The organism is Brenneria sp. L4-2C, assembly GCF_040240335.1.
Taxonomy (GTDB): domain Bacteria; phylum Pseudomonadota; class Gammaproteobacteria; order Enterobacterales; family Enterobacteriaceae; genus Brenneria.
On record NZ_JBEIAC010000015.1, the window covers coordinates 82,472 to 107,609 of the forward strand.

General features: G+C 54.7%; 17 protein-coding genes and 2 pseudogenes. 7 read left to right on the forward strand and 12 right to left on the reverse strand.

Translation table 11 applies throughout. The annotated features are described in order from the left end of the window. The first annotated feature begins 219 nt into the window (after positions 1-219). A complete protein-coding gene (gene ggt, locus ABRZ26_RS18670) occupies positions 220-1,983 on the forward strand; it encodes a gamma-glutamyltransferase (protein WP_319605628.1) in 1,764 nt (587 codons plus the stop codon). Between the two features lie 66 nt (positions 1,984-2,049). On the opposite strand, the gene ABRZ26_RS18675 is transcribed toward ggt, so the two are convergent. After that, positions 2,050-2,952: a LysR family transcriptional regulator gene (locus tag ABRZ26_RS18675; protein WP_319605629.1), complete on the reverse strand. Its 903-nt coding sequence runs from the start codon at positions 2,950-2,952 to the stop codon at positions 2,050-2,052. A gap of 145 nt (positions 2,953-3,097) precedes the next feature. On the opposite strand from ABRZ26_RS18675, the gene ABRZ26_RS18680 reads away from it, so the two are divergent. Beyond that, positions 3,098-3,718 (forward strand): NADPH-dependent F420 reductase, encoded by a 621-nt coding sequence (locus ABRZ26_RS18680; protein WP_319605630.1) that lies wholly within the window; start codon positions 3,098-3,100, stop codon positions 3,716-3,718. Between the two features lie 69 nt (positions 3,719-3,787). On the opposite strand, the gene ABRZ26_RS18685 is transcribed toward ABRZ26_RS18680, so the two are convergent. The 11 genes and pseudogenes from ABRZ26_RS18685 to bcsR form a co-directional block, all read right to left on the reverse strand. Beyond that, positions 3,788-5,719 carry an oxidoreductase gene (locus ABRZ26_RS18685; RefSeq protein WP_319605631.1) on the reverse strand — a complete coding sequence of 644 codons (1,932 nt, stop codon included), beginning with the start codon at positions 5,717-5,719 and terminating at the stop codon, positions 3,788-3,790. 412 nt (positions 5,720-6,131) lie between these two features. Continuing rightward, positions 6,132-6,515, reverse strand: a pseudogene (locus ABRZ26_RS18690) (CDI toxin immunity protein). Between the two features lie 5 nt (positions 6,516-6,520). Next, a pseudogene (locus ABRZ26_RS18695) lies at positions 6,521-7,044 on the reverse strand (hypothetical protein); the annotation flags it as partial. After that, on the reverse strand, positions 7,032-7,253 hold the full coding sequence (locus ABRZ26_RS18700; protein WP_319605633.1) for a DUF637 domain-containing protein: 222 nt from the start codon (positions 7,251-7,253) through the stop codon (positions 7,032-7,034). The pseudogene ABRZ26_RS18695 and the gene ABRZ26_RS18700, both read right to left, overlap by 13 nt. Before the next feature lie 69 nt (positions 7,254-7,322). Further along, entirely contained in the window at positions 7,323-7,691 is a 369-nt protein-coding gene (locus tag ABRZ26_RS18705; RefSeq protein WP_319605634.1) for a hypothetical protein, read from the reverse strand. Beyond that, on the reverse strand, positions 7,688-8,398 hold the full coding sequence (locus ABRZ26_RS18710) for a deaminase domain-containing protein (RefSeq protein WP_319605635.1): 711 nt from the start codon (positions 8,396-8,398) through the stop codon (positions 7,688-7,690). The genes ABRZ26_RS18705 and ABRZ26_RS18710 overlap by 4 nt, the downstream gene beginning before the upstream one ends. 172 nt (positions 8,399-8,570) lie before the next feature. Beyond that, positions 8,571-12,023 (reverse strand): cellulose synthase complex outer membrane protein BcsC, encoded by a 3,453-nt coding sequence (gene bcsC, locus ABRZ26_RS18715; protein ID WP_319605636.1) that lies wholly within the window; start codon positions 12,021-12,023, stop codon positions 8,571-8,573. Between the two features lie 5 nt (positions 12,024-12,028). Next, a complete protein-coding gene (gene bcsB, locus ABRZ26_RS18720) occupies positions 12,029-14,305 on the reverse strand; it encodes a cellulose biosynthesis cyclic di-GMP-binding regulatory protein BcsB (protein ID WP_319605654.1) in 2,277 nt (758 codons plus the stop codon). A gap of 92 nt (positions 14,306-14,397) precedes the next feature. After that, a complete protein-coding gene (gene bcsA, locus ABRZ26_RS18725) occupies positions 14,398-16,986 on the reverse strand; it encodes a UDP-forming cellulose synthase catalytic subunit (RefSeq protein ID WP_319605637.1) in 2,589 nt (862 codons plus the stop codon). Continuing rightward, a complete protein-coding gene (gene bcsQ, locus ABRZ26_RS18730; RefSeq protein WP_319605638.1) occupies positions 16,983-17,723 on the reverse strand; it encodes a cellulose biosynthesis protein BcsQ in 741 nt (246 codons plus the stop codon). The genes bcsA and bcsQ overlap by 4 nt, the downstream gene beginning before the upstream one ends. Before the next feature lie 2 nt (positions 17,724-17,725). Next, positions 17,726-17,974 (reverse strand): cellulose biosynthesis protein BcsR, encoded by a 249-nt coding sequence (bcsR, locus tag ABRZ26_RS18735; RefSeq protein WP_413556326.1) that lies wholly within the window; start codon positions 17,972-17,974, stop codon positions 17,726-17,728. A gap of 338 nt (positions 17,975-18,312) precedes the next feature. Between bcsR and bcsE the strand changes: the two genes are divergently transcribed. From bcsE to ABRZ26_RS18760, 5 genes are all read left to right on the forward strand, one after another. Then, positions 18,313-19,857 carry a cellulose biosynthesis protein BcsE gene (gene bcsE, locus ABRZ26_RS18740; protein WP_319605639.1) on the forward strand — a complete coding sequence of 515 codons (1,545 nt, stop codon included), beginning with the start codon at positions 18,313-18,315 and terminating at the stop codon, positions 19,855-19,857. 11 nt (positions 19,858-19,868) lie between these two features. Beyond that, a complete protein-coding gene (gene bcsF / locus ABRZ26_RS18745; protein WP_319605640.1) occupies positions 19,869-20,063 on the forward strand; it encodes a cellulose biosynthesis protein BcsF in 195 nt (64 codons plus the stop codon). A gap of 1 nt (position 20,064) precedes the next feature. After that, the gene (gene bcsG, locus ABRZ26_RS18750) at positions 20,065-21,720 is read left to right on the forward strand and encodes a cellulose biosynthesis protein BcsG (protein WP_319605641.1); all 1,656 of its coding nucleotides are present in this window, start codon (positions 20,065-20,067) and stop codon (positions 21,718-21,720) included. Positions 21,721-22,299: 579 nt separating this feature from the next. Further along, entirely contained in the window at positions 22,300-23,469 is a 1,170-nt protein-coding gene (locus ABRZ26_RS18755) for an adenylate/guanylate cyclase domain-containing protein (RefSeq protein WP_319605642.1), read from the forward strand. 308 nt (positions 23,470-23,777) lie between these two features. Then, a complete protein-coding gene (locus tag ABRZ26_RS18760) occupies positions 23,778-25,085 on the forward strand; it encodes a dicarboxylate/amino acid:cation symporter (protein ID WP_319605643.1) in 1,308 nt (435 codons plus the stop codon). Positions 25,086-25,138 lie beyond the last annotated feature (53 nt).

Consider the following 25,138-nt stretch of genomic DNA (forward strand, 5'->3'; position numbering starts at 1 on the left):
AGACGTTAGCCGCCGCTGTCGCGCTAAAACGGGGCGTATTTGTTGTGCGGCCTCACAAAAGCGAACGGCCTTTTTGCCATTTTCCGTTTGTTTTCTAAGCTATTACGGTGACCTGCGCCGCAATACGCGCAGATCTTGTTCGGTGCATTTCCGGCGTGGATCTTGCAACGACCAACTCACGGATTTTCAAATGAAATAAACAGGACTAAAGGAATTATCATGACAAAAGGAAAATGGTTTTCGTCTTTGATGGCGGCGGCGTTACTGGCCGCCGGTACGGTACAGGCGGCGTCAGCCCCGGCCGTGGAGGCGAAAAACGGCATGGTCGTCAGCTCGCAATATCTGGCTTCGCAGGTTGGGGTCGACATTATGAAAATGGGGGGCAACGCCATTGATGCCGCAGTGGCGGTGGGGTATGCGCAGGCGGTGGTTAACCCCTGCTGCGGCAATATCGGCGGCGGCGGATTTATGACTATCCACCTGGCGAACGGCCAAGACACCTTCATCAACTTTCGGGAAACCGCGCCTGCCGCCGCCAGCGCCAATATGTATCTTGATGCGCAAGGCAACGTGAGGAAAGGGGCCAGCTTATACGGCTATCTGGCCGCCGGCGTGCCGGGTACGGTGCTGGGGCTGGATACGGCGCAGAACAAGTACGGCAAACTGAGCCGCCAACAGGTGATGGCGCCCGCCATCAGGCTGGCGCGTGAGGGCTTTGAACTCACCAGGGCGGATACCGATATTCTGGATACCACCGTGAAACGTTTTAAAGACGATCCTGAAGCGGCGCGCATTTTCCTGCGTCCTGACGGCAGCCCGTTGCAACCCGGCGATAAGCTGGTGCAGCGCGATCTGGCGCAGACCCTGCAGGCCATTGCCGATCGCGGCCCTGATGCGTTTTATAAAGGCAAGATTCCGCAGGCGGTGGAGCAGGCGGCAAAACAGGGCGGCGGTATTTTAACGGCGGCGGATTTCGCCAATTATCGGGTTACCGAAACCACCCCGGTGAGCTGCGATTATCGCGGTTATAAATTTGTTTCTTCGCCGCCGCCCAGCTCCGGCGGGGTCACCCTGTGTGAAATCCTGAATATCGTGGAAGGCTACGACATCAAGGCGATGGGCTTTAATTCCGCGGCCTCCGTGCATGTGCTGACGGAAGCCATGCGCCATGCCTATATGGATCGCAATACGTATCTTGGCGATCCGGAATTCGTCCATAACCCGTTGAATCGGTTGCTTAGTAAGGAATATGCCGCGGAAATCCGCCGTCAAATAGCGCCGGAAATCGCCACGCCGTCGCAGCAGGTGCAGCCGGGGATTGGTCCGCATGAGAAGCCGGAAACCACCCATTATTCGATAGTAGATAATCAGGGTAATGCCGTTTCCACCACCTATACGGTGAATGGGCGGTTCGGCGCGGTGGTGATTGCGCCGGGTACCGGCTTTTTCCTTAATGATGAAATGGATGACTTTACCGCCAAAGCGGGAGAAAAAAATCTGTATGGGCTGGTTCAGGGGGAACGTAACGCCATCGCCCCCGGTAAGCGCCCGCTATCGTCCATGAGTCCGTCGCTGGTGACCAAAGACGGAAAAATATTCATGGTGCTGGGATCGCCGGGCGGTTCCCGCATTATCACCATCACCTTGCAAACGGCGCTGAACATCATCGATCACGGCATGGCGCCGCAGGAAGCGGTGGATGCGCCGCGTATCCATCATCAGTGGCTGCCGGATGAGGTTTATTATGAACAGCGCGGACTTTCCGCGGATACGCTGGCGTTGCTCAAGCAGCGCGGATATAAGATGGTCGAGCAGACGCCCTGGGGCGCGGCGGAGCTGATTATCGTCGGCTTGCCGGGCGCGGCCGGCGTGACGGCCGCCAACTCCGGCAACGACTCCGCCGTCTCCGGTAAAGTACGCGAAGGTTATCTGTACGGCGCCAATGACATCCGCCGTCCGGCGGGCGCCGCCATCGGTTATTGACGCAGGCATCAAGGCGCGCGCTCCCCGTCACGCCGTCCGGCGTCGGGGAGCGCTATCCGTTGCCGCTTACGCCGGTGGATGCGAACTGAATTCCCGCACGATGAAATCAACAAAGGCGCGCAGGCGCGGCGACAGGTGGCGATCGCCGTGAAACAGCAGGTGCATCGGACGTGACGGGGTTTCATAGTCCGGCAGGACGCGCAGCAAATCCCCTCGCGCCAGCGCCTCGTTCAGCAACACCTCCGCGCCTAATACAATGCCGAAACCCTCCAGCGCGGCGCTGAGCATGGCTTTGCTATCGTTAATTTGCAGGCGGCTATGGATATTCACATGCTCGGTTTTACCCTCTTTGGCGAAGACCCAGTTTCCGGTTGGCCTGCTCGCCCAGTAGGTAAATCCCAGACATTCATGTTCCAGCAGATCCGCCGGTTTGGCCGGCACGCCGCGTTCGGCGAGATAGGCGGGCGAGGCGCAGGTCACGCAGCGGTAAGGCGCCAGTTCTCGCGCAATCAGCGCGGAGTCGCTAAGTTGGCCGATTCGGAACACCGCTTCATAACCCTCGTCCAGCAAATCGACGAACAGGTCCGAGAGCGTCAGCTCGACTTGCACCTGCGGATATTGTTGCATGTAGCGCGTGATGGCGGGCATCAGGCTACAGGAACCGAAGGTGACGGGCGCATTGACCCGCAGCAGTCCGGCAGGTTCGGCGTGCATTGACGCCATCAGCCGGTCGGCCTCCTCGGCTGCCTGCAAAACGCGTTTACAGCTCTGATAGTAAAGCCGCCCGGCCTCGGTCAGCTTCTGGCGGCGGGTGGTGCGGTGCAGTAATGTGCTGCCGACCTGCGTTTCCAGCGACAGTACATGCTTCCCCACCATTTGCGGCGAGAGATTAAGGGCGCTACCCGCCGCCGCGAACGAACCGCAGTCGACCGCCTTGATAAAGACCGCCATGCTGGTGAGCCTGTCCATGTCGTTTCCTCTGCTAGTGCTAATCAATTAGAAACTTATCGTTTCTTCTGTCGCAAATAAAGGCCTGTTTATTCGCAATTAGTAATCAAATATTGTTATTTCACCCACCGATCGGGATTTTTCGAACGTTTATCAGAGGTGAAATATGAATATTGGCATCATTGGCGCAGGTTTTATTGGTCGCGGCGTAGCGGAACTGGCGGTAAAAGCGGGACATAACGTGATGTTGAGCAACTCACGCGGCCCGGACAGTATTTTCAGCACGCTATATGCGTTGAAGTGTCAGGGTGGCACGGCGGAGCAGGCGGCCGCATTCGGCGATCTGGTGCTGGTGGCGATACCGTTCAATCAGTTGAAAACATTACCTGTCGCCGCCCTGCAAGGAAAAGTGGTGATGGACGCCAACAACTATTACCCGGAACGCGATGGACGCTATCCGCAGCTCGATAGCCATGAAACCACCACCAGCGAAATGTTGGCGCAAATATTGCCGGGAGCGAAAGTGGTGAAAGCCTTCAATGCCATCTATGCCCGCGATCTGCTGAGCGACGCCAGAGCGCGCGGAGCGGCCGACCGTCGGGCGTTGCCGATCGCCGGCGACGACGCGCAGGCGAAGCAACGGGTGGCTGAGTTTTTGCATCAGATCGGTTTTGATGTGGTCGATGCGGGCGCGCTCGCGGAAGGTTGGCGCTTTGAACGCGATACCCCTTGTTATTGCGTACCGCTGAATAAAGCGCAATTGGTGGAGAAACTGGCGCAGGCCTGAGGCGCGTTACGGGGCGAAAAGGCTTCGCCCCGATTTCCACAGTTTAAAATCGCCAGCGACGGGGCGGGATTAAATAATCGCCATGCCCGCATCGAATCCTTCTCTTATCGCCACCATGGCGTTACTGGTTTTTACCGCGCCGCCAATCACCACCACATTATCGCTGGCTTGATTAAGGTGTTGCGCCAATTCGTTGACGGGAACATAACCCAATGCCAGCACGACGGTATCCGCCGCAATGGCGGCCTGTCCCTGTTGATTTTCGACCATGACATGGCTGTCGGTAATTTCCGTTACCTTGGTATTCAGATATTGTTTGACGTTGAATTCATTCAATATATTGATGACGTGTAATTTACTGACGCCGTCAAGCTCCTGTAATATCTGATCCCGCATTTCTATAACGGTCACATTTTTTTGTTGCATGGCAAGATGCGCGGCCGTTTCGCCGCCCACTTCGCCGCCGCCGGCAATAACAATGTTATTTCCTGTTATTACGTTGCCCAATAAAACATCTTCCGCAAAAACGACATGGGGGAGATTAACGCCTTTTATCGGCGGTATCGCCGGCTTTCCGCCGGTGGCGATAATCACGGCGTCCGGTTTTTCCTGCCGGATAATCTCTTCGGTCAGTTCGGCGCCGCATTTTATATCGACATTCAGTTTTTCTAATTCCTGAATCGCCCACGCGGTATAGGTCGCCAATTCGCCTTTGCCGGGCGGGAAGGCGGCGGAAAGAAACTGCCCGCCCAACTGACGACGTTTTTCAAACAAAGTCACGCGGTGGCCGCGAATCGCCGCGGCGCGGGCGGCTTCCATCCCGCCCGGCCCGCCGCCGGCGACAAAGACGGTTTTGGCGGTTGGCGTTTTGCTGTAGTCCAGCACGCCTTCCCGTCCCAGGGTCGGATTGACCAGACAGGTTAACGGCCCGCCCAGATACAGGCTGCCGGTGCAGCCCTGCATACAGCCGATGCAGTAGCGGATGGCGGTTAACTCGCCGGCTTTGGCTTTGTTGGGTAAATGGGGATCGGCCAGCGAGCCTCTGCCCATACCGATAAAATCGGCTTTGTCCATCGACAGAATGGTATCCGCCATTCTTGGGTCGTTGATGCGGTTGGCGGTGATCACCGGGATATTCACCAGCTTCTTTATCTCTTCGGCAAACGGCACGGTCCAGGCATGGCCCACGTACATGGGGGAAACCGTGCCGAATTTATTGTGGTCCCCATAGGCGCCGACGGAGACATCCAGCCCATCCACGCCCCATTCCTCAAGCAATTGCGCCAGCACGCGGGATTCGGAGATATCTCGTCCGCCGACAAACCCCTCATACGCCGAAAAACGCACGATGACCGGGAAATCCGCGCCGACGTTGCGCCGAACCTCCTGATAGATTTCTTCTAAAAACCGCACCCGGTTGTCCAGACAGCCGCCGTATTTGTCGACGCGCTTATTGACATAGGGAGAGAGGAACTCGGCGATTAAGTAGCCGTGACCCGCATGAATCTCTACGCCGTCAAAACCCGCCTGTTTGACTCTTTTCGCGCAACTGCCGAAATCCTTAACCAGGCTCTGGATCTCATCAAGCGACAACTCCCGCGGCATTTCTCGCAGCCATGGACAGGGAATGGCCGACGGCGCCACGGGTTGCATTCCGCCGTTGACCGCGCCGCAGCTTTGGCGGCCCGCATGATAAATCTGGGCGAAGATCTTGCTTTCATAACGATGAACGGTCTCGGTCAGCTTTTTATGGCTGGCGATTTGCCGGTCATTCCATAAGCCGGCGATATACTGATAGCCCATCGCATGCTCATTGACCGCATAATCCTCGGTGATGATTAATCCCCAGCCGCCTTTCGCTTTCTCCTCATGATAGGCGATGTACCGCTCGGAAGCGGTGCCGTCGGTATTACAATAATTTGCCACCATTGCCGTTACGACAAGCCGGTTGGAAATAACGCATTGGTTTATTCTTTTGGGCTTAAATAAGGTTTTATACATAATGATATATCCTTTTTTATGGATTTATATTTAATAATAAATACAGTTCCAGTCTATGCTCTTAATAATTCGCGTTGCAGAAAGGCGGTAAAAGATTCGGGTGATGAAGCGCGGCCAACGCACATGCAACTTGAAGTATAAAGAGTATAGCGACTTATCATTAATTAATTGTGTGATTCAAATCATGCCGCCTATTTTTTGTTGTTGCTATTTAATCGAGGGTTGTTGATTAAATGTAGAAGCAAGCGCGAACAATTATTTTACAATCAATCAACTTGCAATCAATTCGCAACCTTTTATGCAAATGACGGCGATAAAATAAATGTAGTTTATTTAATTCCTTTCTTTTGGCGGTGGCGATATTCTTCTGAAGTCGCCGACGCTTCCGGCAGGTGGCTGGAAGAGCCCGGCTTTAATATCGGCCAGCTTTTATACCTAAACGGATCGCTTCAGTTGGAAACAAAGGTTGTAATATCACATTGTTATTAAAAATAAATAATTTTGGCGATAACGCTGTAACATCATAAATATGTTCGGCGATTAGGCTTAATTTTGACCTAAACAGAGGAATACTAGCATCATCAGCAAGAACGAATACCTTATCGTTTTTTATTAAATTAGCATCCAGTAAAACATTAATATCTTCATAATCTGAGAACTTAATTTCTGACCAATCAACGCTAGCCTCTAGCTAAAGAATATTTATTAAAAATATCAATGGCATTTTTTTATCCCGGCCCTTTATTATACTAAAATCAGCACTAAGTGCTTCTTTGCACTCTTCAAACAACGTCATTTTCTCTACCTATTTAGCTGCTGCAAGATCGTCTCAAAAGATTTTTCATTACCCTCAAATGGGATAACCTGGTTTACTGCTTTCCCCGACCCCTTACCTTGAGAGTAATCCCACATATTAATATGAGTACCTTTATCAGGATCATAATTAACACGCCAGCCCATTTTACCGTCGTTAGATTGTCGACCAATGACTTTTCCATTTCCGTCACTGACCTCTAACCTTCCAATAACAGATTTAGAATTTGCACCTAAATTATCTACAATATCCAATGCGTTATTTTGAGCACTTTCCCAATTTTTTTCAGGTTTGAGTATTTGCTCAATTCGCTTTCCCGGCTGCGCCCCAGCTTTAACCTTACTAACCCCACCCAGCGTACTTAACGCTACACCCGCAATAATATCAGCCTGCACCTGATCAAGGCCGTATTCGCCATGATCTGCTCGGAGACTTTATTGCCGGCAACGATCCTGTCCGCGTGTATCTGGTGCGCCCAGGTCGCCGTCAGACCGTAACTCATCTTGATCGGATGTCGGAGTCAGCAAAGGTATCGCCCATCACCACTGTCGCCAGTTCAGCGGCAAGCGCGGAGACGGAGGCGTAACTAAGCGCCTTGCTGACGGTATTTTGCACGTAGCCCGACTGATGAATAAGGCCGGCGCCCTCCGCATTGATCTGATTACCGACATTGGCGAGCAGGGAGGTGGTGAAATTATCCTTAAAACTGCCGCGGTTCATAGCATAAGGCTGTATGCAATAAAGCCCAACGGAGAGTTGGGCTTTGCCGAGACATAAAAGGGAAAGGGATCAAATCAATTTTAATAAAGACATGTCATAAATAAGATCCTGTTTTTCCTCTTCACTGATGTCAGCAATAAGCTCATCGAGTTTGTGCTTTGACAGAATATCTTTGATATCTTCCCGAAGGCTTTTTTCTGCGTGTTCCGGCCCCCTAGTGGCCATAAGAACTAATGTGAGAACATTAAGCATTAAATTTTCAATCGGTAAATCATAAGCGTTTTCAAATTGATAGTACGCATAGCCTATCTCCGATTCACGTTCGGCCCACCCTTCACCTCGACGATTAAATGAGTCAAGCTTGTTTCTACAATAGATATAATAATATCTTAAAAAAGAATCTCTTATTTCGTCATAGCTAATTCTTTCGTAGTTCATTTCTTTACTCCAGGTCTAAGCATAACACCATTATTATCAAGTATATCCACTTTGATGCCCGGATATTTTTGTTGAAATTGTTCTACCACACCCAAGCAACTTCCGCAGGCTGGACGCTCTGTAAAAATGGTCACAGCTCCTTTAGTTGATACGTTACTACCTAGTTTGTCTGAAAGATTATCCAATATTTTATATTCAGAGTCAGTATTTCTGGCTATTGGGATTCCTTTATTATTTGGTATCTCCTGGTATTTGAAGTTTTCACTTCCTCTACCAACTAAACCTTTTCCGGGTACATTAACACCACTGTGTGCAGAAAGTGTTTTCGGCATACCAGGAATATTAATATGTGCGACAGCGACATTGCCACTACGTTTGGGATCCGAAGATAAACCAGCTCTTAATTCAGTTATCTGTTTTTTAAATGTCGCTGCCTGCTGAATAGTCTTTATAGTCTTTTCATTAACCAGATAACTTTTCCAACCGGCTGTAGGCGCCTCTAGTTTAGTCGACAGATATTGATTGCCCACATTGGCCTTACCCATCCCTGCGAAGGTACTGGCAATTGATACTGTAATTCCCAGCGAATCGACGGATTCTTTCGACCAGCCGGTTATCTTACTGGCTTCTTCAACCCACTGATTACGTGCGAAGAGTTGGCTGTCGGAAATACTGTCGCCCGCCGTATAGGTGAACAACTGTTGCATATCATACCCGGCATAAAGCGGATAATTCCCTGTCCGTTGCCGTTCTTTCTGCCCCCAGTCGTTGGCGATCAGTCCATCTTCCTCGCGGGCAGGCGATTGAGCTGTTCCATACCTCTTTCCCGGACAAGTCGGGGTTCCCCATGTCAGGAAACCCCGGCCGAGCGGGACTGCGTTATTTGAAATCGGCGTAGGGGGTTAATGATTGCGGCGGGCTGTCCAGATCGCCCTGCCAGCCGGAGGCGGAGTAGCGCAGGTAAATCATACCGTGGCTGGGGGTGTAATCTTTCGCCTGTTGAATATCGACGCCGGCCCCCAACGTCCAGTGCGAGTCAAGCCGGCGTTCGACGGCCGCCTGTACGGTATAGCCCACCCCGTGGCTGCTGCCGCCCTGTTCGATGCCGGGTAAGTCCGACAGCGGATAGCGTCGCTGGTTTTTGCTGGATGAGTGCGACCAGGACACCGAACCGCCGACTTCCCACGACCAGTTTTCCGTGCGCTGACGGTAGTTCACCGGTATGCCCGCCGAAGAGTAGCGTTGCGGGCTGTAGTAACCGCCCTGACCAAGCGTGTAGCCGCTCAAATCCTTCTGATAGTGCATCCACATGCCGTTGAGGCCGACGGTGACCCGGCGGTCGTCCTGATTGACGATTTTGTAGTAATAGCCCGTCATGGCGCGGAAGCGATGATTGTCGGCGACGTTTTTCCCGCTGATTTGGTGCGCGCTGAAGTCGCTCCATACGCCGTGTTTTTCTCCGCGGTCGTAGCTGAGTCCCAGCGCGCCGCCGCTGGCCCGTACGCCGCCCCAGGTGATGCCTGTCGCCGGATCTTCGGCGCCGGCGAACGCCAGTAATGAGCTGGAGATGGGGCGTCGCGATGCGGTGGCGGTCCAGCCGATATCCCGCCATTTGTCGCTGTAGCCGAGGCCGCCGACGATATCGACCACGTCGAAGCCGATCGGCGTAGTGCCGATATCCGCCTGCCAGCGATCGTTTTTCCAGCCTGCGGCGACGCTGGTGCCGGTGGCTTTCTGGGCGCGTCGTCCAGGGCAGCGTAAATCGGCGCAGGCGCCGAATTTCGCAGTATTGACGCCGTCACGGTCAAGCGAAAAGGTTCCCGCGTTCATCTGTACGGTATCGGTGCGGAAAAACGCGCGTCCGTCATGCCAGGGCAGATCCACCTGCAACAGGGTGTCATGCGCTTTCAGGTTGGAAATGCCGCCGGTGCCGCTGGATCGGCCATAATCATGACCGAGCGCGACGTTGATATCCTGCCGTCGATACAGGTCGGCGGCTTCGGCGCGAATGCTGCGTTTCAGCCAGTCATCCGTGGGATTAATGCGCGTCAGTCGGGTGTAGGCGTCGTTATCCGGCGGCAAAACCGGCGTGATGCCGCTGGCCTTCATCGCCTGGCGATAGTTTTGTTCCGCCTGCGCCGGCCGTGACCGCTGCCGTTCAAAGCGCGCCGTATCGCGGTAAACCAGCGCCTGATTTTGTCCGGGCGTTTCCTGGCGCGCGTCGATCGCCAGCCGCTGAAAAAGCGCGGCCGCCCGGTCGTCGTCGCCGACCGCCAGCCAGGCGTTGGCGATCCGACGTCGGACGTTGAGCGTGTTATCCGTCTGCCCGGCGGATTGCAGTAAACGCTGGCGGGCTTCATCCCGTCTTCCCTGCGCGATAAAGGCTTCAACTTCGCCCAGACGCGCGTCAGGGTTGTGCGGTTCCCGCGCGCTGACCTGTTGATAGGCCGCCAGCGCGTTATCGTAGTCGCCGCGCGCCAGCGCCCAGTCTCCCAGTTCAAGATCGATGCGCGGGTTGGCCGGCTGCCGGCGCAGATAGGCTATCGCGCCAGGCTCATCGCCCGCCTCGCGCATCGCCTGCGCCTGAACCAACGCCTGCTGTAGCGTCAGGCGCTGCGCGAGTTCATGCATGTCGCCGCTCCACTGCGCAGCGGGCAGCGTATCAAGGTAAGCCAGCGCCTGCGCGTCGCGATCGGTCGAGGAGAGATAAAGCGCGTACGCATAGGTTTTCCCGGCGCTGGCGGGAGGACGAGAAGCGGTGCTCAGCAACATGCCATCCGCTTGCTCAACCTGTCCAAGATGGCCCAGAGTCAGCGCATAGCGGTAGGCCATCCAGATATCGTCGGCATCCAGCTGCTGCGCCTGACGATATTTTTCGGCGGCCGCTTCCCACTGTTGCCGTGCGGAAAGCTGGTCCGCCTGCTGCGCCAGAATGTCATGCTGCAAACCGTTGAGCGTGGCGCGCAGCGTATTTTGCCGGTCGCGCGGCAGGCTGTTGATATAGGCCAGCGCGCTTTCCGGCGATTGGCGCAGATGAATGTTGACCAGTCTGCGCAATGCGCCGGCGTTGTCGGGCGAGAGACGCAAAGCCTGCTGATAGGCCGTTTCGGCCGCCGCGTCGTTTTTGGCGGCGACGGCGACATCGCCTAAACCGATAAGGGCGAAAGCGTCGCCGTTATCCAATTGCCGGGCCAGCTGATATTTGAGTTGCGCCAGCATCAGATGGTTGGCGGCTAACGCCTTGTCGCCTTCGTCGAGCAGGTGCCAGTAACGCGTACTTTTTATCAGCCTTTCCCATTTATCCGCGTTAAGGTGATTAATATCGGCCTTTAGCGCCAGTTGAAACTGGGTTAACGCTTTTTCCCGCTCGCCGGCGCGCAGGTAGGCGACGCCAATGGCGCCGATGAGTTCCGGATCGTTCGGCGATGCGGCCAGGGCGGTGTTTAGCTCGCTGATAACGGCGGGGCCGCTATCGCCCCGGCTGATTTTATCCAGACCGCGAAGCCGGGCCTGATAAGCCGGATCGGCCAGCATCGCCAGCTGTTTATTGAGCATTTTGCGTCCGGTTTCGGCCTGATTGCTTGCGCCGAACGCGGCGATGAAGCGCTCTAACGCCTCGACGCTTTGCGGCGTGACGTCCATTCTGCCGACAATTTCCAGCCACAGCGAGGATGCCGAGCCGGCACCGTTAGGATCGGCGGCCAGTTGCTGCAATATCGCGTAAGCCTGTTCGTTAAGATGCTGACTGAATAACAGTCGCGCCAGCATGACGCGCAGCGACACATTGCCGGGATAGCGTTGATCCAGCGCCGCCAGTTGGGCAATGGCTATCGGTTCCTGATTGGGCAGCCGCGACACCAGACGCCAGTATTCGACGGCAAGTTCAATCGTAGGCGGTTCGCCGTGCCACAGCTCGTCATACTGAACTTTGGCTTCGGCATAGCGGCCCGCGGTTGATAACAAACGGGCCTGCTGAAGTTTTTGCCGCATGTCCTGCTGCGTCAGCGCCAGATTCATTTCAGCCTGACGATAAAAAGGCGAGTCCGGCGCCAGCGCTTTCAGCATTTCCAACTGTTGACGCGCCAGCGATTGATCGCCCTGACGCAGCGCCAGACGTATGCGCGCGGCCAGAATCTCCGGATTATCCGGGTCGATCAGCGCCAGACGATAAAGCGACTGGCGCACCAGATCGTCTTTGTAGCGGGCTTCCCCCATGCGTATTTGTTCTATCAGAAACTGTTTCGGCGAAATCGCTTCCGCCCCGTGCGCCAGCGGGATGACGGCCGGATATAAAGACAGCAGCGCGGCGATGAGGTATTTCAGTATCCTCATGGGCGTCAGTCTTTTTCGTCAGGCGACAGGCGGCGACGGCTGATGCTCTTCAGCGTGCGCCACAACAGCCAGGCAATAATGATAACCGTCAGCGTGGCAATGACCGCCAGCAGCACCGGATGCGTCGCCAGCGCGTGCCAGATACGCTCCCACCAGGGCAGATGGCCGACATAATAAACATCGCCTACGCGTAAACTGTTTACGCCGGAGTCGCGAATCACCGCCACCGAGCCGAACACGGCGGCGCGTTTGCCGTCATCGATCAGCGCATTATTCAACAGCGCATAGCCCTGCGGGCTGTCCGCCAGCAGCGCGACGATACTGCGCTGATCGTGATAGGGCGATTGCATCCCGATGATGGCGGACATCGGCGCCTCGGCGCTGATGGTGGTTTTGGTGTCCGCTTTGGCGTCATCATCCAGCGCATCGATATCCGGCAGCGTGCTTTGTCGGGTCGGTTGTTTTACCCAGCTCAGGGTCGCATCCGCCAACAGGTTGATTTTTTCGTTATTGCGCAATTCCGGAGGGATAGCGCCGATCAACAGAATATCCCTGTCCTGTTTGCCGGCCTGCGCCCAGTCGTCGCTCAATTGCATGGCCAACGCCGGATAGCCGGTATGCGCGCCGATGCTGCCTAAGGCGTTCAGCAGCGTGCCGACCTGCGCGGGCGTCGGTAGTTTATCGATGAGCACCACGGTTTGCGACAAATCGGCCAGTCGGCTGAAAGGATAGCCGGCATTGGTAAAGGCCCGCAGGTCGGGCATGGAAATAAAGTGGCGGTAGCCGGAGAAGTTGATGGTTGAGCCGCCGTCAATCACCGCATGGTTGACGACCGGCGTATAGGTTTCACAGCGCCCCTCCGCGCCGCTGGCCAGCAGCGTGGTGTAGCTGAAATCAAAGCGCAACTGGTTGGTGGTTCCCAGCGTTAACGCCGGGATCGTCAGGTTTTTATCTGAATCCCATAACCCCTGCGTCAACGGCAACCGCAGCAGCAGCGAATCCTGATCGTGCTCCGGCACCAGAGAGAATGCCTGAACAAACTGGTTGTTCAGGCGCACGCTCAGACGCGAACCATCTTTAAGCTGCGGCGCGGTATAACGGTATTTCAGCTTCATGTCGATGCCCTGGCTGCGGATCATAAACAGATCGGGCGGCAGGTTCAGATTCAGCGAAATAGGGTAGGGTACCGTGCCGCTGGTCTGGAACTGACCTTCATGTTGCTGAAGTTCGGCAAAGGTCATCGGACGGTTGGTTTGTACCCAGTTCGGCGCATCGTAAGGCTGCCTCGGCATCAGTTGCTCAACCTTATCCACGGTGACGCTTTGTCCACGGAACAGAATGTTGCCCTGCACCAGGCCTTTTACCGCGGTGACCAGATCGTCGTCATCCCGGCCTTGCACCAGCAGCAGCTTGACATAAGGGTCGTCGGGATGGTCGGTGATGGAGACCGTCGGTCCGGCGACCGGCGGCGCATCGCGCAGGAAGTCCGGGCGCTGCGCGTTGGTGGCGAACACGACGGCATGGCGGTCCGGCAATTGATTGAACATGGCCGGGAATGACTGCCCGCGCCACTGCGCCTTGCTGCCGAACCAGGAGGCCAGGATCGCGGCCGCCCGCTGTTGCGTCAGATCCGGCCGCTGGCTGAATACCATCGGCAGCGTCAGCGGCCGGTTATCGCGGATATCAAAAAATGGCACCGGGAAAGGAGACAGCTCGTTTTTCAGCGGCAATGTCTGGAACTGCAAATCCAGCGAGCTTGATTTGCTCACGTCCAGCCACAGGGATGAACTGGACGGGCTTTCGCAAACGTTCGGATAATGGCCGATAAATTCCAGCCGCACCCGGTTGAAGTCGCTGATATAACGAGGATCGATCGGCAAGCGGACACGGCTGGGTTTGCCTAACTGATCCCTGGTGATGCTGGTCACCCCCATCAGCTCATCGTTAAGATAAACCTTGAGGTGGGATTCTATCGGCGTCAGCGACGGCGATGGCGTGAATTCCAGATCGAGCGCGGCCTGCGTGACGACTTCATCGCCGCGCACGCCAAATTCGATTTGCCCGTTCGGGCTGGTGCCGCGTAGGGAAAACGTACCCGGCGCGGGCGCGATCTGGGCAAACGGCAACTTCACGTCGCGTACCGGCGCGGGTTTTCCTTGCGGCGTCGGCGCGACGGCCGCCGCGGGTTGGGAAACGGTCTCGGCGGGCGGCGTAACGGCGGCCTGAGACAACGAACTGACGCCTAAAGCGAATGCGGTAAACCAGGTTATTTTTTTCGTCATCATGTCATCATCAATATTAAAAACTAATCTCGCCGTAGCGGGAGGGAATAGGCGTACGGCCTTGGGGATAGGCCGGTATCGCTACCGGATGCCTATGCCGGGCTTTTTCCTACATAACGTGGAATGAACGACAGCAGCCACGTAATCAGGGTGGTAAAAGCAACAAGGATGCGGCGAATAACCGGCGGGGCATAATCGGCCATACGTAAGTAACCCCGGAAACCCAGCGTCAGTACGTCGCGCAGGCTTTCGAGCGGTTTGTCTTCGGGAACCTTGTTTTGCCATTGCGCCCAGGTATCTATCCGGGCAAAGGTGCATTGAATAAAATCAATATGTTGTTGCGTGGTCAGGTCCATCATCCGCAGACCGATTTTATTGCCGAAGACGCGGGTCACCTGAAAAGGGAAGGCGTACTCCTGCGGGCCGCGTTTTAATAGCAGGGAAATATGATCGCCTGCCTGCAACCGTTCCGGCTCGCGTATTTCTACGCCCACGCCGGCGCCGGAATAGTCGTTCATGACGCAGGAAAAGAGGTGGCCGTCGGCGCAGAGAATCGCGGCGGGCATCGATATTTCAACCCGGTGCGACTGACGCACCTGTTTGGTTTCCACCGCGACCGCCATGGCGCCGCCGAGAATCATCATGTTGTAGCCGACCCACAGCAAACTGACGATGACGGTGATGATCTCGTCGGGCGCGCCGTAGTTCAGACGCCATATTCCGGCCGCCAGCCCGGCGATATTCAATAACACCAGGATCAGGTAAGGCCGGGTAATCACCCAGTCGACGTGTTGTTTTTCGACCAGTCCCCCTTTGGCGGTGACGTTGAATGCGCCCTTATGCGGGTTAAGCAGCGCCACGGTCGTGGGTCTGGCGATGTACCACGCCAGCACGGTTTCGTAGATTTCGCTCCAGAAAGAGTGGCGGAAACGTCCCTGAATACGGGAGTTGGTCAGGCTGGCGTGTACCATATGCGGGATAACATATAACGCGATGGCCAGCGCCGGGGCGAAAATAATGTAGGCGTGCAGCAACAGAAAGGCCAACGGCGCGGTAAGGAAAATCAGGCGGGGAATGCCCGACAGAAAGTGCAGCATGGCGTTGGCATAACATAGCCGCTGTCCCAGCTTCAGCCCTTTGCCGAACAGCGGGTTATCCAGCCGGAAAATCTGCGCCATCCCCCTGGCCCAGCGGATGCGTTGTCCGATATGCGCCGACAGGCTTTCCGTCGCCAAACCGGCCGCCTGCGGAATGCGGATATAGGCGGAAGTGTAGCCGAGCCGGTGAAGGCGCAATGAGGTATGGGCGTCTTCGGTGACGGTTTCGACGGCGATGCCGTTGATTTCATCCAGCGCTTTGCGGCGCAGAATGGCGCATGAGCCGCAGAAAAACGCGGCGTCCCACATATCATTACCGTCCTGCACCAAACCGTAGAACAGCGTGCCTTCGTTGGGGGTACGGCGAAAACGGCCGAGATTGCGCTCGAAAGGATCGGGTGAGAAGAAATGGTGGGGCGTTTGCAGCATCGCCAGCTTGTTATCCTGAAAGAACCACCCCATCGTCAGTTGCAGGAATGAGCGCGTGGGAACATGGTCGCAGTCGAAGATGGCGACAAACTCGCCTTTCGCCTGTTGCAGCGCGTGATTGATGTTGCCGGCTTTCGCGTGTTCATGCGTGGCGCGGGCGATGTACTTGACCCCGACGCTTTCGGCGAACGCCTTGAACTCGGGACGGCCGCCGTCGTCAAGGATGTAGATATGCAGTTTATCTTGCGGCCAGTCCATGCCCAGCGCGGCGTAGACCGTTGGTTTCACGATCTCCAGCGGTTCGTTGTAGGTCGGCACGAACAGATCCACCGTCGGCCACGCCCGCATCTCGGCGGGTAAGGGAACCGGCTGGCGGTTAAGCGGCCAGATGGTCTGAAAGTAGCCCAGCACCAATACCACCCAGGAGTAGGTTTCCGCCGCCAGCAGCAACAAACCGCAGATCAGGCTGAACGGATCGTCCCAGTTAAGCGTCTCGGTATAGCGCCACCACAAGTAACGGCAGGAAATGGTGAGGGACAGGGCGATCATCATCAGCGTCGACATCCGCCCCGGTATGCGGCGGAAAACCATCGCCATGCTCCAGAGCAGCAGCATAAAAACAAACTGTGATAAAAGCTCGAACGGCTGGGTGATGCATAACAAAGCCAGCGCGGCGCTTATCAGAGCGAGTACGGCAAGCCATAGCCTTTGCATGCCTTTTCCCCGTTGGGGCGCGTCGGATGGGTTTTTCGCGTCGTTATCGGCGTCGGCCGTTGAACGCATAACATATCGTGGCAGGCGTTGCAGCCCGTTGATATAGCCTTGCCGCCAGCGCCGCAGCCGGGAAAAACGATGTTTACGCGGCGTCTGCCCGTTCCTGACGATCAGCAGCCACAGCCCCTGCACCAGATAGCGCAGCGGATCGGCCGGGCGGGGGGGACGGGATGAGATATGCGGGAACCAGTGGCGGCGAGCTTTTCGCACCTGCTGCCAACTGGCGGACTCCAGCCGCAGGAAACTCCAGCCGATTATCATCAGCGACGTCGTCAGATAAGCGGCCAGCGCGGAGGAACCCTGCCGGCGGTAGTCCTGGTCGCGTTGCCGTATCGCCTGATAGGCCGCCGGCATGAGAAAGAGGCGCAGTATCGGGTTCATACCGCCTCTTTTTTCGTCAGATGAATCAGACACCAGTTTGCCAGCGTGATGATTTCTTCCGCCGCGCCGCTTGCCGGGCGATATTCTCCCAGCGGTTGTTTGGCCGCCGGCGATTCCGCCAGCGCTTCGTCGCGGTGAATAACCAGCGGCAGCAGACGCGGCAAAGTATGTTGCCACAGCTGATATAAATCTTGTTGTATCTGACTGATGGCGGAAAACTGGTTGACCAGAAAATAGCGCTGCGCCGGCAACGCCTGCTGGTGTAATCGCGAGTGGCAGTTCGTATCCGGCGTGAGAAGCAGAAAAACGGCGTCCGCGGCGGCCAGCGCCTGACGAGTCAGCGGGCTGTCGTCCGCCGGCGCATCAATCAGGATCCAACGGTGCCTGCCGTGCGCGATAATTTGCGCCAGATTATCCCGCCAGTACGTCGGGGAGTGAATGCAATGCTGTTGCAACGCATCTATCTCCGTTTGATTGAGCTGGCCGAACGGCAGGAAATCGAGCCGGGGGACATATTGCATCGCGCCTTGTTGCCAGCGGTCGCCATCCGTCGTCGCGCGGGCCCAGCCGCGTGCTTGCGCAAACGTCATATTAAAATGCAGGCGCAACAGATTATTCGAGGAGAAATCGATGGCAAGCGCGCTTTCGCCTAACTGCTGTAACGCCCAGGCCAATCCCGCCGTGATGGATGTTGTTCCCAGGCCGCCGCGAATGCCTTGTAGTACGATGATCGGCATATTCAGCGGCCCCCCGCCGATTCATTCTGTTCCGCCAGCAAGGGCCAGCGTTCCATCATCCGGGCTAGACGGGTTTGGCGGGCGATATCTATATAATTTATTTCCGGCAACGAAAAGGTCTGTCTTAACTCGCGCAGATCATCCTGTCTCTCGGCGTAGACACGCGTTTGCAAATACTCGTTTTTATCATTCATCCCAATTTCTCTGCAAAATAGATTTATTTCATTATTAATAATTGTGGTGGATAACAATTACGCCCCTATATATTCAATCATTGATGTATTGATGTTATTATCCGGCGAGCTTTCGGGCATGGCCTTGCCGCCACGGCCGCGGAACAGGTTTAAATCTACTTCTGACGTATTTTACGTTCACTCAAATTGCGAATGTTAGTAATAATCCCATAGACATTTTCAGTAATGCCGCTTTTCCGCCATTCATCTTAATTAAGATAATAAATAGATTATTATGGAATATTCCTATTTATATCGCCGAAGGGTTTGGATTCCAATAATTAGTGTTAGAGTCTATATCAAGATCATTATTGATGATAAACCATAAAATCATTCTCGGAAAAGAAAATTATCATATGACGCAGTCATTTTCATTAGGTGTCAGAAAGCTTTGGAATGAATTGTCATTACTGCAATCGCCTGGTTTTTATTGGGTTAATATTGCAGGTCAATTGGATGCGTCCTTATTTTGCCAACAAATCATCGGCGCACAGAACGATGTTGCCCGCGTGTCGTTAATATGCTGCGCGGAAAATCAGGCGTCGCTGCCCGCCTCATTATTTGCAACAAAATTAAAACAATTCTCTTACTATTTTTTACCGGAAAATAAATTGGCGCTATTGGGTTTCACGGACGATTTGATGCGGGCGTTAAAACCGAAAAAACGCTTATTAATCCTTTATGCGCCCGCCGGTTTGTGGGGAGATTTTTCGCAGGAAAGACTACAACGCTGGGTCACGGATACGGGCGCATGGCTGCAACAGCGGGAATGCACGCTGATTATTCTCAGCCATGGCGGCGCAGACGGTAAACTGCGCAATAGGCTTATTTCCCAGCATCGCGCGCTGTATGGTTTAGCCAGCCTGCATCGGCAGCAGGATCGCGCGCAATATTGGGTGTCCTGGTGGAGTACGGAACTGGGGATGGTGGCCAACCAGACGCAGATATTACGGCCGGAGGCGGAAGGGTGGCAGGTCGTGGAGGATGAAGCGCCGACGCCGGCGCCTTTTGGGGATGATGAGGGGTTATATCTGGCGCAGACCGACGTGCTGGAAGGCGCGCCGGCCTTATCGGCAAGCTGGCGGCTGTTTGCCGACCACGACGCGCTGGCGCGACGCGGTATGTCGGCGCACGCCGCGACCCTGATTTTCTCGTTGCGCAACGCCCATCAGGTGGATGATCTGGCCAGAGAGATCCATCGTTTGCGCAGTCAGCGCGGCGACAGGCTGAAAATTGTGGTGCGGGAAATGCGTTCCGCGCTGCGATCCAGCGATGAGCGCCTGTTGCTGGCGTGCGGCGCCAATCTTATCGTGGCGCATGCCGAGTCGCTTTCCCGCTTTCTTACCCGTCTTGAAAGCGTGCAGGGGCAGCATTTCACCAGGCGTGTTCCCACGGATATCGAGACGTTGCTGACCGTGATGCGGCCGCTGAAGATTAAAGGCTATCTGCCGACAGACCGGTTTACCCGCGCCGTTGAACAGCTTATGGGCAACGCGTTGATCCCGGAAGGAAGCAAAGGACTGTTGGTCGCGCTGTATCCGGTTCCAGGGTTGCTTGTTGCTCAGGCGTTAACAATTTGTAATTTAAGACGTTCCGGCGATGTCGTGACGCTATCGCAGGGGCGTTTGCTGCTGTTTCTTTCCACCTGCGGTATAAACGAATTGGATACGGCGCTGAAATCCATTTTTTCTTTACCGGTAAATGAAATATTTAGCCGTCGGGCGGTATGGGCGCAGGATTTACAAATTCTTGCTGAGATAAAAGCATTATCGGAATGTCGGGAGGATGAAGTCGTACCGTTGATTAACCATTATGTTCATGCGCATCAGCATCAGCCTGAACAGAAAGTTGGCACGGTACGGCGTCAGCCTGCCGCTATAACTTTATTAACTGGCGGCTAAAGAGAAAACATATGCTAAATCTGAGCGATATCGTTCAACTGGTGTTGTTGAGCGCGGTAATATTTTTTACGCTTGGCTACGTTGCTCGTCATTATATTCCCCGCTGGCTTCAGTATTGGAAAAACCGATTGTTATCACCGAGCTATCTGAAAGCTGGCGACATTGGGATGCGTGACGCTTCTTCATCAAAAAATATTAAGAAATAAAATGAACGAGAAAAAATCTACGCCGCAAAACCAAACTCTGTGGCGTTACTGGCGTGGGCTTGGCGGCTGGAATCTCTATTTTCTGCTTAAATTCGCCTTGCTATGGTTTGGTTATCTTAATTTTCACCCATTATTCAACCTGATTTTCCTGGCATTTCTGTTGATTCCGCTTCCTCCCCTCTGGTTGCACCGCTGGCGGCATATCATTGCCATTCCTATCGGGATCGGCTTGTTTTATCACGATACCTGGTTGCCCGGCGTGAATACGATTATCCATCAGGGAAGCAACCTGATGGATTTCGATGCGTTATATCTGCTGGAATTGATTAACCGGTTTATTAACTGGCAGATGCTCGGCGCCGCGCTGGTGCTGGTGGTGGCTTATCTGTTTCTCTCTCAATGGATTCGTATAACGGTGTTTACCGTGGCCATCCTGGGATGGTTAAATCTGGTTCATCTCAGCGGGCCGATGGTTTCGTTGGTTCCGGATGTGGCGGCGGGGGTCTCCGGCGGCGCGTCCGGCCCGGCTAACGGGGCGTCGCCATTGCCGCCCGCGGCCAATCTGCCGCCCACGAATGATAATTTGACCGCGTATCTGAATCAGTTCTATGCGCGGGAAAAAGAGAGAGCGACGACGTTCCCGGCTTCACTGCCGGCGGATTCGCAACCTTTTGATTTGTTGATTGTTAATATCTGTTCGCTTTCATGGTCGGATATGGAAGCGAGCGAGTTGATGAATCATCCGCTGTGGAGTAAGTTCGACATTCTGTTCAGTCATTTCAACTCGGCGACGGCGTACAGCGGACCGGCGGCTATCCGGTTGCTCCGGGCAAGCTGCGGTCAGGCATCACACCACGATTTGTATCAGCCCGCCAATCGGCAATGTTATCTGTTTGATAATCTGGCCAATCTGGGTTTTGAAAAGCAGCTGATGCTCGATCACTCCGGCGTGTCCGACTTATCGGGGAACTACCTGAAAGGGATACATGATGAAGGCAATCTGCAATCGCCGATGATGTCGCAGGCCGGCATCAGTTACCAATTGACTTCATTCGAAGGCGATCCGATTTATAACGATCTGGAACTGCTTAACCGCTGGTTGGAAAATCGTAAGACATCGGGAGCCGGGCGCAGCGCGACGTTCTTCAACCTGATTTCGCTGCATGACGGCAACCGTTTTGTCGGCACCAATAAATCGGCCGACTTTAAGCCGCGCGCGAAAACCTTGTTCGATCAGCTGGATAGCTTTTTCGATGCGTTGCAAAAGTCAGGGCGGAAAGTGATGGTGGTCGTCGTACCCGAACATGGCGCGGCGTTGGCGGGCGATAAAATGCAGATGTCGGGTCTGCGCGATATACCGAGTCCCAGCATCACGCACATTCCGGTCGGCGTGAAGCTGTTCGGTATGCAGGCGCCGGCGTCCGGCAGCCCGTTGACGATTGAATCGAAGAGCAGCTACCTGGCTATTTCGGCGTTGGTCTCGCGCATGGTGGACGGCAAGGTCTTTGCGGCGCCGACGATCGACTGGCAGGCGTTGGTAAAAGATTTACCGCAATCGGAAGCGATTTCGGAAAATGAAAGCGCCATCGTGATGCCGTATCAGGGTAAACCCTATATTCGTCTTAACGGCGGGGAATGGGTGCCTTATCCGCAGTAACGAATGCGTGTCCGGGCGGGGGCGATCCCTCCGCCCTTGTTCCTCACCCTCCCGCCGATCCGTCGCCTCGCTTGCCGACCCCGCCGCGTTCATCAATCTTTCATCCTTCTTCATTACTTTTTGTCCTGGATGGGCTGATAATAGGATCCCTCTTATGACGTGCGGAGGCGGATTCGGTGTTGTCAGCCGGTTAGGATTAAGATGAAATCCCGAACAGGCAAGAAGAAAACAGCATTGGGGCAAAGGTAAGCTGCCTTATACTACACCGGGTTATATACTCGTCATCTTTCAAGTTGCAGGTGCGTTCGGCTACATTACCCGGCCCTTCCATGGGGACTGTCCCGTAGGGGCCGCCGCGCGCGGCGTGCAGATTCTTTCTGACGAATTTGCCTCCCCGCCGCCGCCGTCCTGCATCTCGAAATCCATCGGGTATAATCAGACCTCAGAGATGAAAGACGAAAATTTAAGTATTTCAATCTTATAGCGGGTATGCTCGCGACAGATTTTATACATACGGCAGCAATACGGAATTGACGGAGAAAGTGCTTGCGGCTTAGACGTTCGTTAACTATTAAGCAGATGACAGCCGTGTCCGCGGTGGCGCTGGTTACCATCAGTCTTTTTATAGTGATACAGCTTTTCCACTTCGTGAATCAACGGCGTGACGATTATGCCAGGCAACTGGAGATCGTCGCTTACTCCGTGCGCCAGCCGTTGACGGAAGCCGTACTGCAAGGCGAAGTGCAACGGGCCGAAGATATTCTGAATAATTTGTTGCCGGTCGGCTTTCTGAGTCGCGCTGAAGTGGTGTTGCCCGGCGAATTCCAGACGCTGCATGCCAATTTCCCGACGGAACGCGCGGTGCCGCAGTGGGTTGCCAGGGCTTTTGAGCTGCCGATACGCATCGCGGTGCCGTTATATTCCCCGCCGCAGACGCAACATTCGACGCCATTGGCGCACCTGGTATTGCAGGCCGATTCTTACCGTATGTTTCAGTTTATCGTCAGTACCTTCTCGACCATGCTGGCGACTTATCTGCTATTGGCGCTGATTTTGTCCATATCCATTACCTGGTGCATGAACCGGCTAATGGTACACCCTCTGCGTGCGATCATTACTGAATTACAGAGTCTGACGGCGGACGCGATCCCCCGTCATCAACTGACGCAGCCGGAATGGCATAAGGATGATGAACTTGGCATGCTGGTTCGCAGCTATAACCGTAATCAGCAGTTGCTGGCGCAATCTCTGGCTTCCGCCGCTGCGCGCTATGGTTTGCCGGATAAAGCGGATTTTATGATTCATCTGCAACGGCAACTGGCGCAAAGCGTACCGCTGAGCCTGATGGTGGTCGGCCTTGATCCGTCGCCGACAGACGCCGGCAATCCGTCTGCTGATGCGGCCTTTAACCTGGTGAATCAACTGAAGGCGGCGGTGGCCGAACGGGGGGATGCGCGTATTTTGCTGGCCTGTCTGGACGACGATGAGTTCGCGCTATTGGGCAGCCCATGGGTGAGAGGAGAACCGGCGCAGATCTGGGCGCAGGACGTGATTGCTCAAATAAACGCGCCGTTTATGGCGGCCAATGACCCGGCCTCGCCGCCGGCCGCCAGCGCCGGTATTATCAATCTGGATGCCCCCGGCGTCAAAGAAACCAACAGCGCAGCGCTTCTGCTGTCACAGGCGCGTTTCGCTATGCAACTGGCCCGCCATGAGAAGAAGAATGGCGTTCACGTTTTTATAAATTAATAGCCTGATCATTATTTTACGGTTATCAGTGTCGGGCTTCCGCCCTCGCACTGATGACCTTTTCCGGCGTTTTTTTCACCGTTTCTTGTTGCGTGATGTGGTTCTTTGTTGCAACTAAATTGCGCTAATGTTTAATATTCATGTCTGCTGAAGCGATTCCTCTCTTATTTTTAACCATTCGTTCACAAACTAAAGTTAGAAAACATTTCCAGACAGTTATTGCGGTGTTACTTTCCGGCGCAATCACAGGTGGTATTCCCTCGCGTACTCTATTATCTACCTGTGTTTCCCTGCCATAGGACATAAGTATGAAAACATCTATTTTTAAAACGCTTTATTTTCAGGTGCTTACTGCTATCACGATAGGGATATTACTCGGCCATTTCTATCCGGAGCTTGGCGAGCAGATGAAGCCTTTGGGCGATGGATTTGTTAAATTAATTAAAATGATCATTGCGCCGGTTATCTTTTGTACGGTGGTGACCGGTATTGCCGGCATGGAAAGCATGAAATCAGTGGGGAAAACCGGTGCGGTCGCCCTGCTGTATTTTGAAATCGTCAGTACCATCGCCCTGATCATCGGGCTGGTGATTGTAAACCTGGTAAAACCGGGCGTGGGTATGAATGTCGACCCCGCCGCGCTGGATGCCTCCGCCGTGGCGGTGTATACCCAGCAGGCCTCGCAGCAGGGCCTGATTCCGTTCCTGATGGATGTGATCCCTTCCAGCGCGGTCGGGGCATTCGCCAGCGGAAATATTTTGCAGGTCTTGTTGTTTGCGGTGATGTTCGGCTTTGCGCTGCATCGGCTGGGTGAAAAGGGCAAGATGATCTTTGATGTGATCGAAAGTTTCTCCCGCGTCATTTTCGGCATCATCAACATGATCATGCGTCTGGCGCCTCTGGGCGCGTTTGGCGCCATGGCGTTCACCATCGGCAAATACGGGCTGGGTACGCTGGTGCAGTTGGGTCAGTTGATTATCTGTTTCTATATCACCTGTCTGCTGTTCGTCTTCCTGGTTCTGGGTAGTATCGCCAGGGCTACGGGATTCAGCATTTTCAAATTTATCCGCTATATCAAAGAAGAGTTGCTGATTGTGCTGGGGACATCCTCTTCCGAATCCGTGTTGCCGCGGATGCTGGAGAAGATGGAGAAGGTCGGCTGTAAGAAATCGGTCGTCGGGCTGGTTATTCCCACCGGCTACTCGTTCAATCTGGACGGCACCTCGATCTATCTGACGATGGCCGCGGTATTTATCGCCCAGGCCACTAACAGCCATATGGATATCTGGCATCAGATTACGCTGCTGGTGGTGTTGCTGCTGTCGTCCAAAGGGGCGGCGGGGGTGACGGGAAGCGGATTTATCGTGCTGGCCGCCACCCTTTCCGCGGTAGGTCATCTGCCGGTCGCGGGTCTGGCGTTAATTCTGGGTATCGACCGCTTTATGTCGGAAGCCCGCGCGCTGACCAATCTGATTGGCAACGGCGTGGCGACGATCGTCGTCGCGAAGTATTGCCATGAACTGGATTCCAAGAAGATGAATGCGGTGCTTTCCGGCGATAAAGGCGATACCGGCAAGAACGGCGATAAACCGGCGGAGTCGACGACGCTGTCCTGACCCTTCCTCCCGCTTGTTCTGACCATCCCCGCCTTACGGCGGGGATGGTTTTT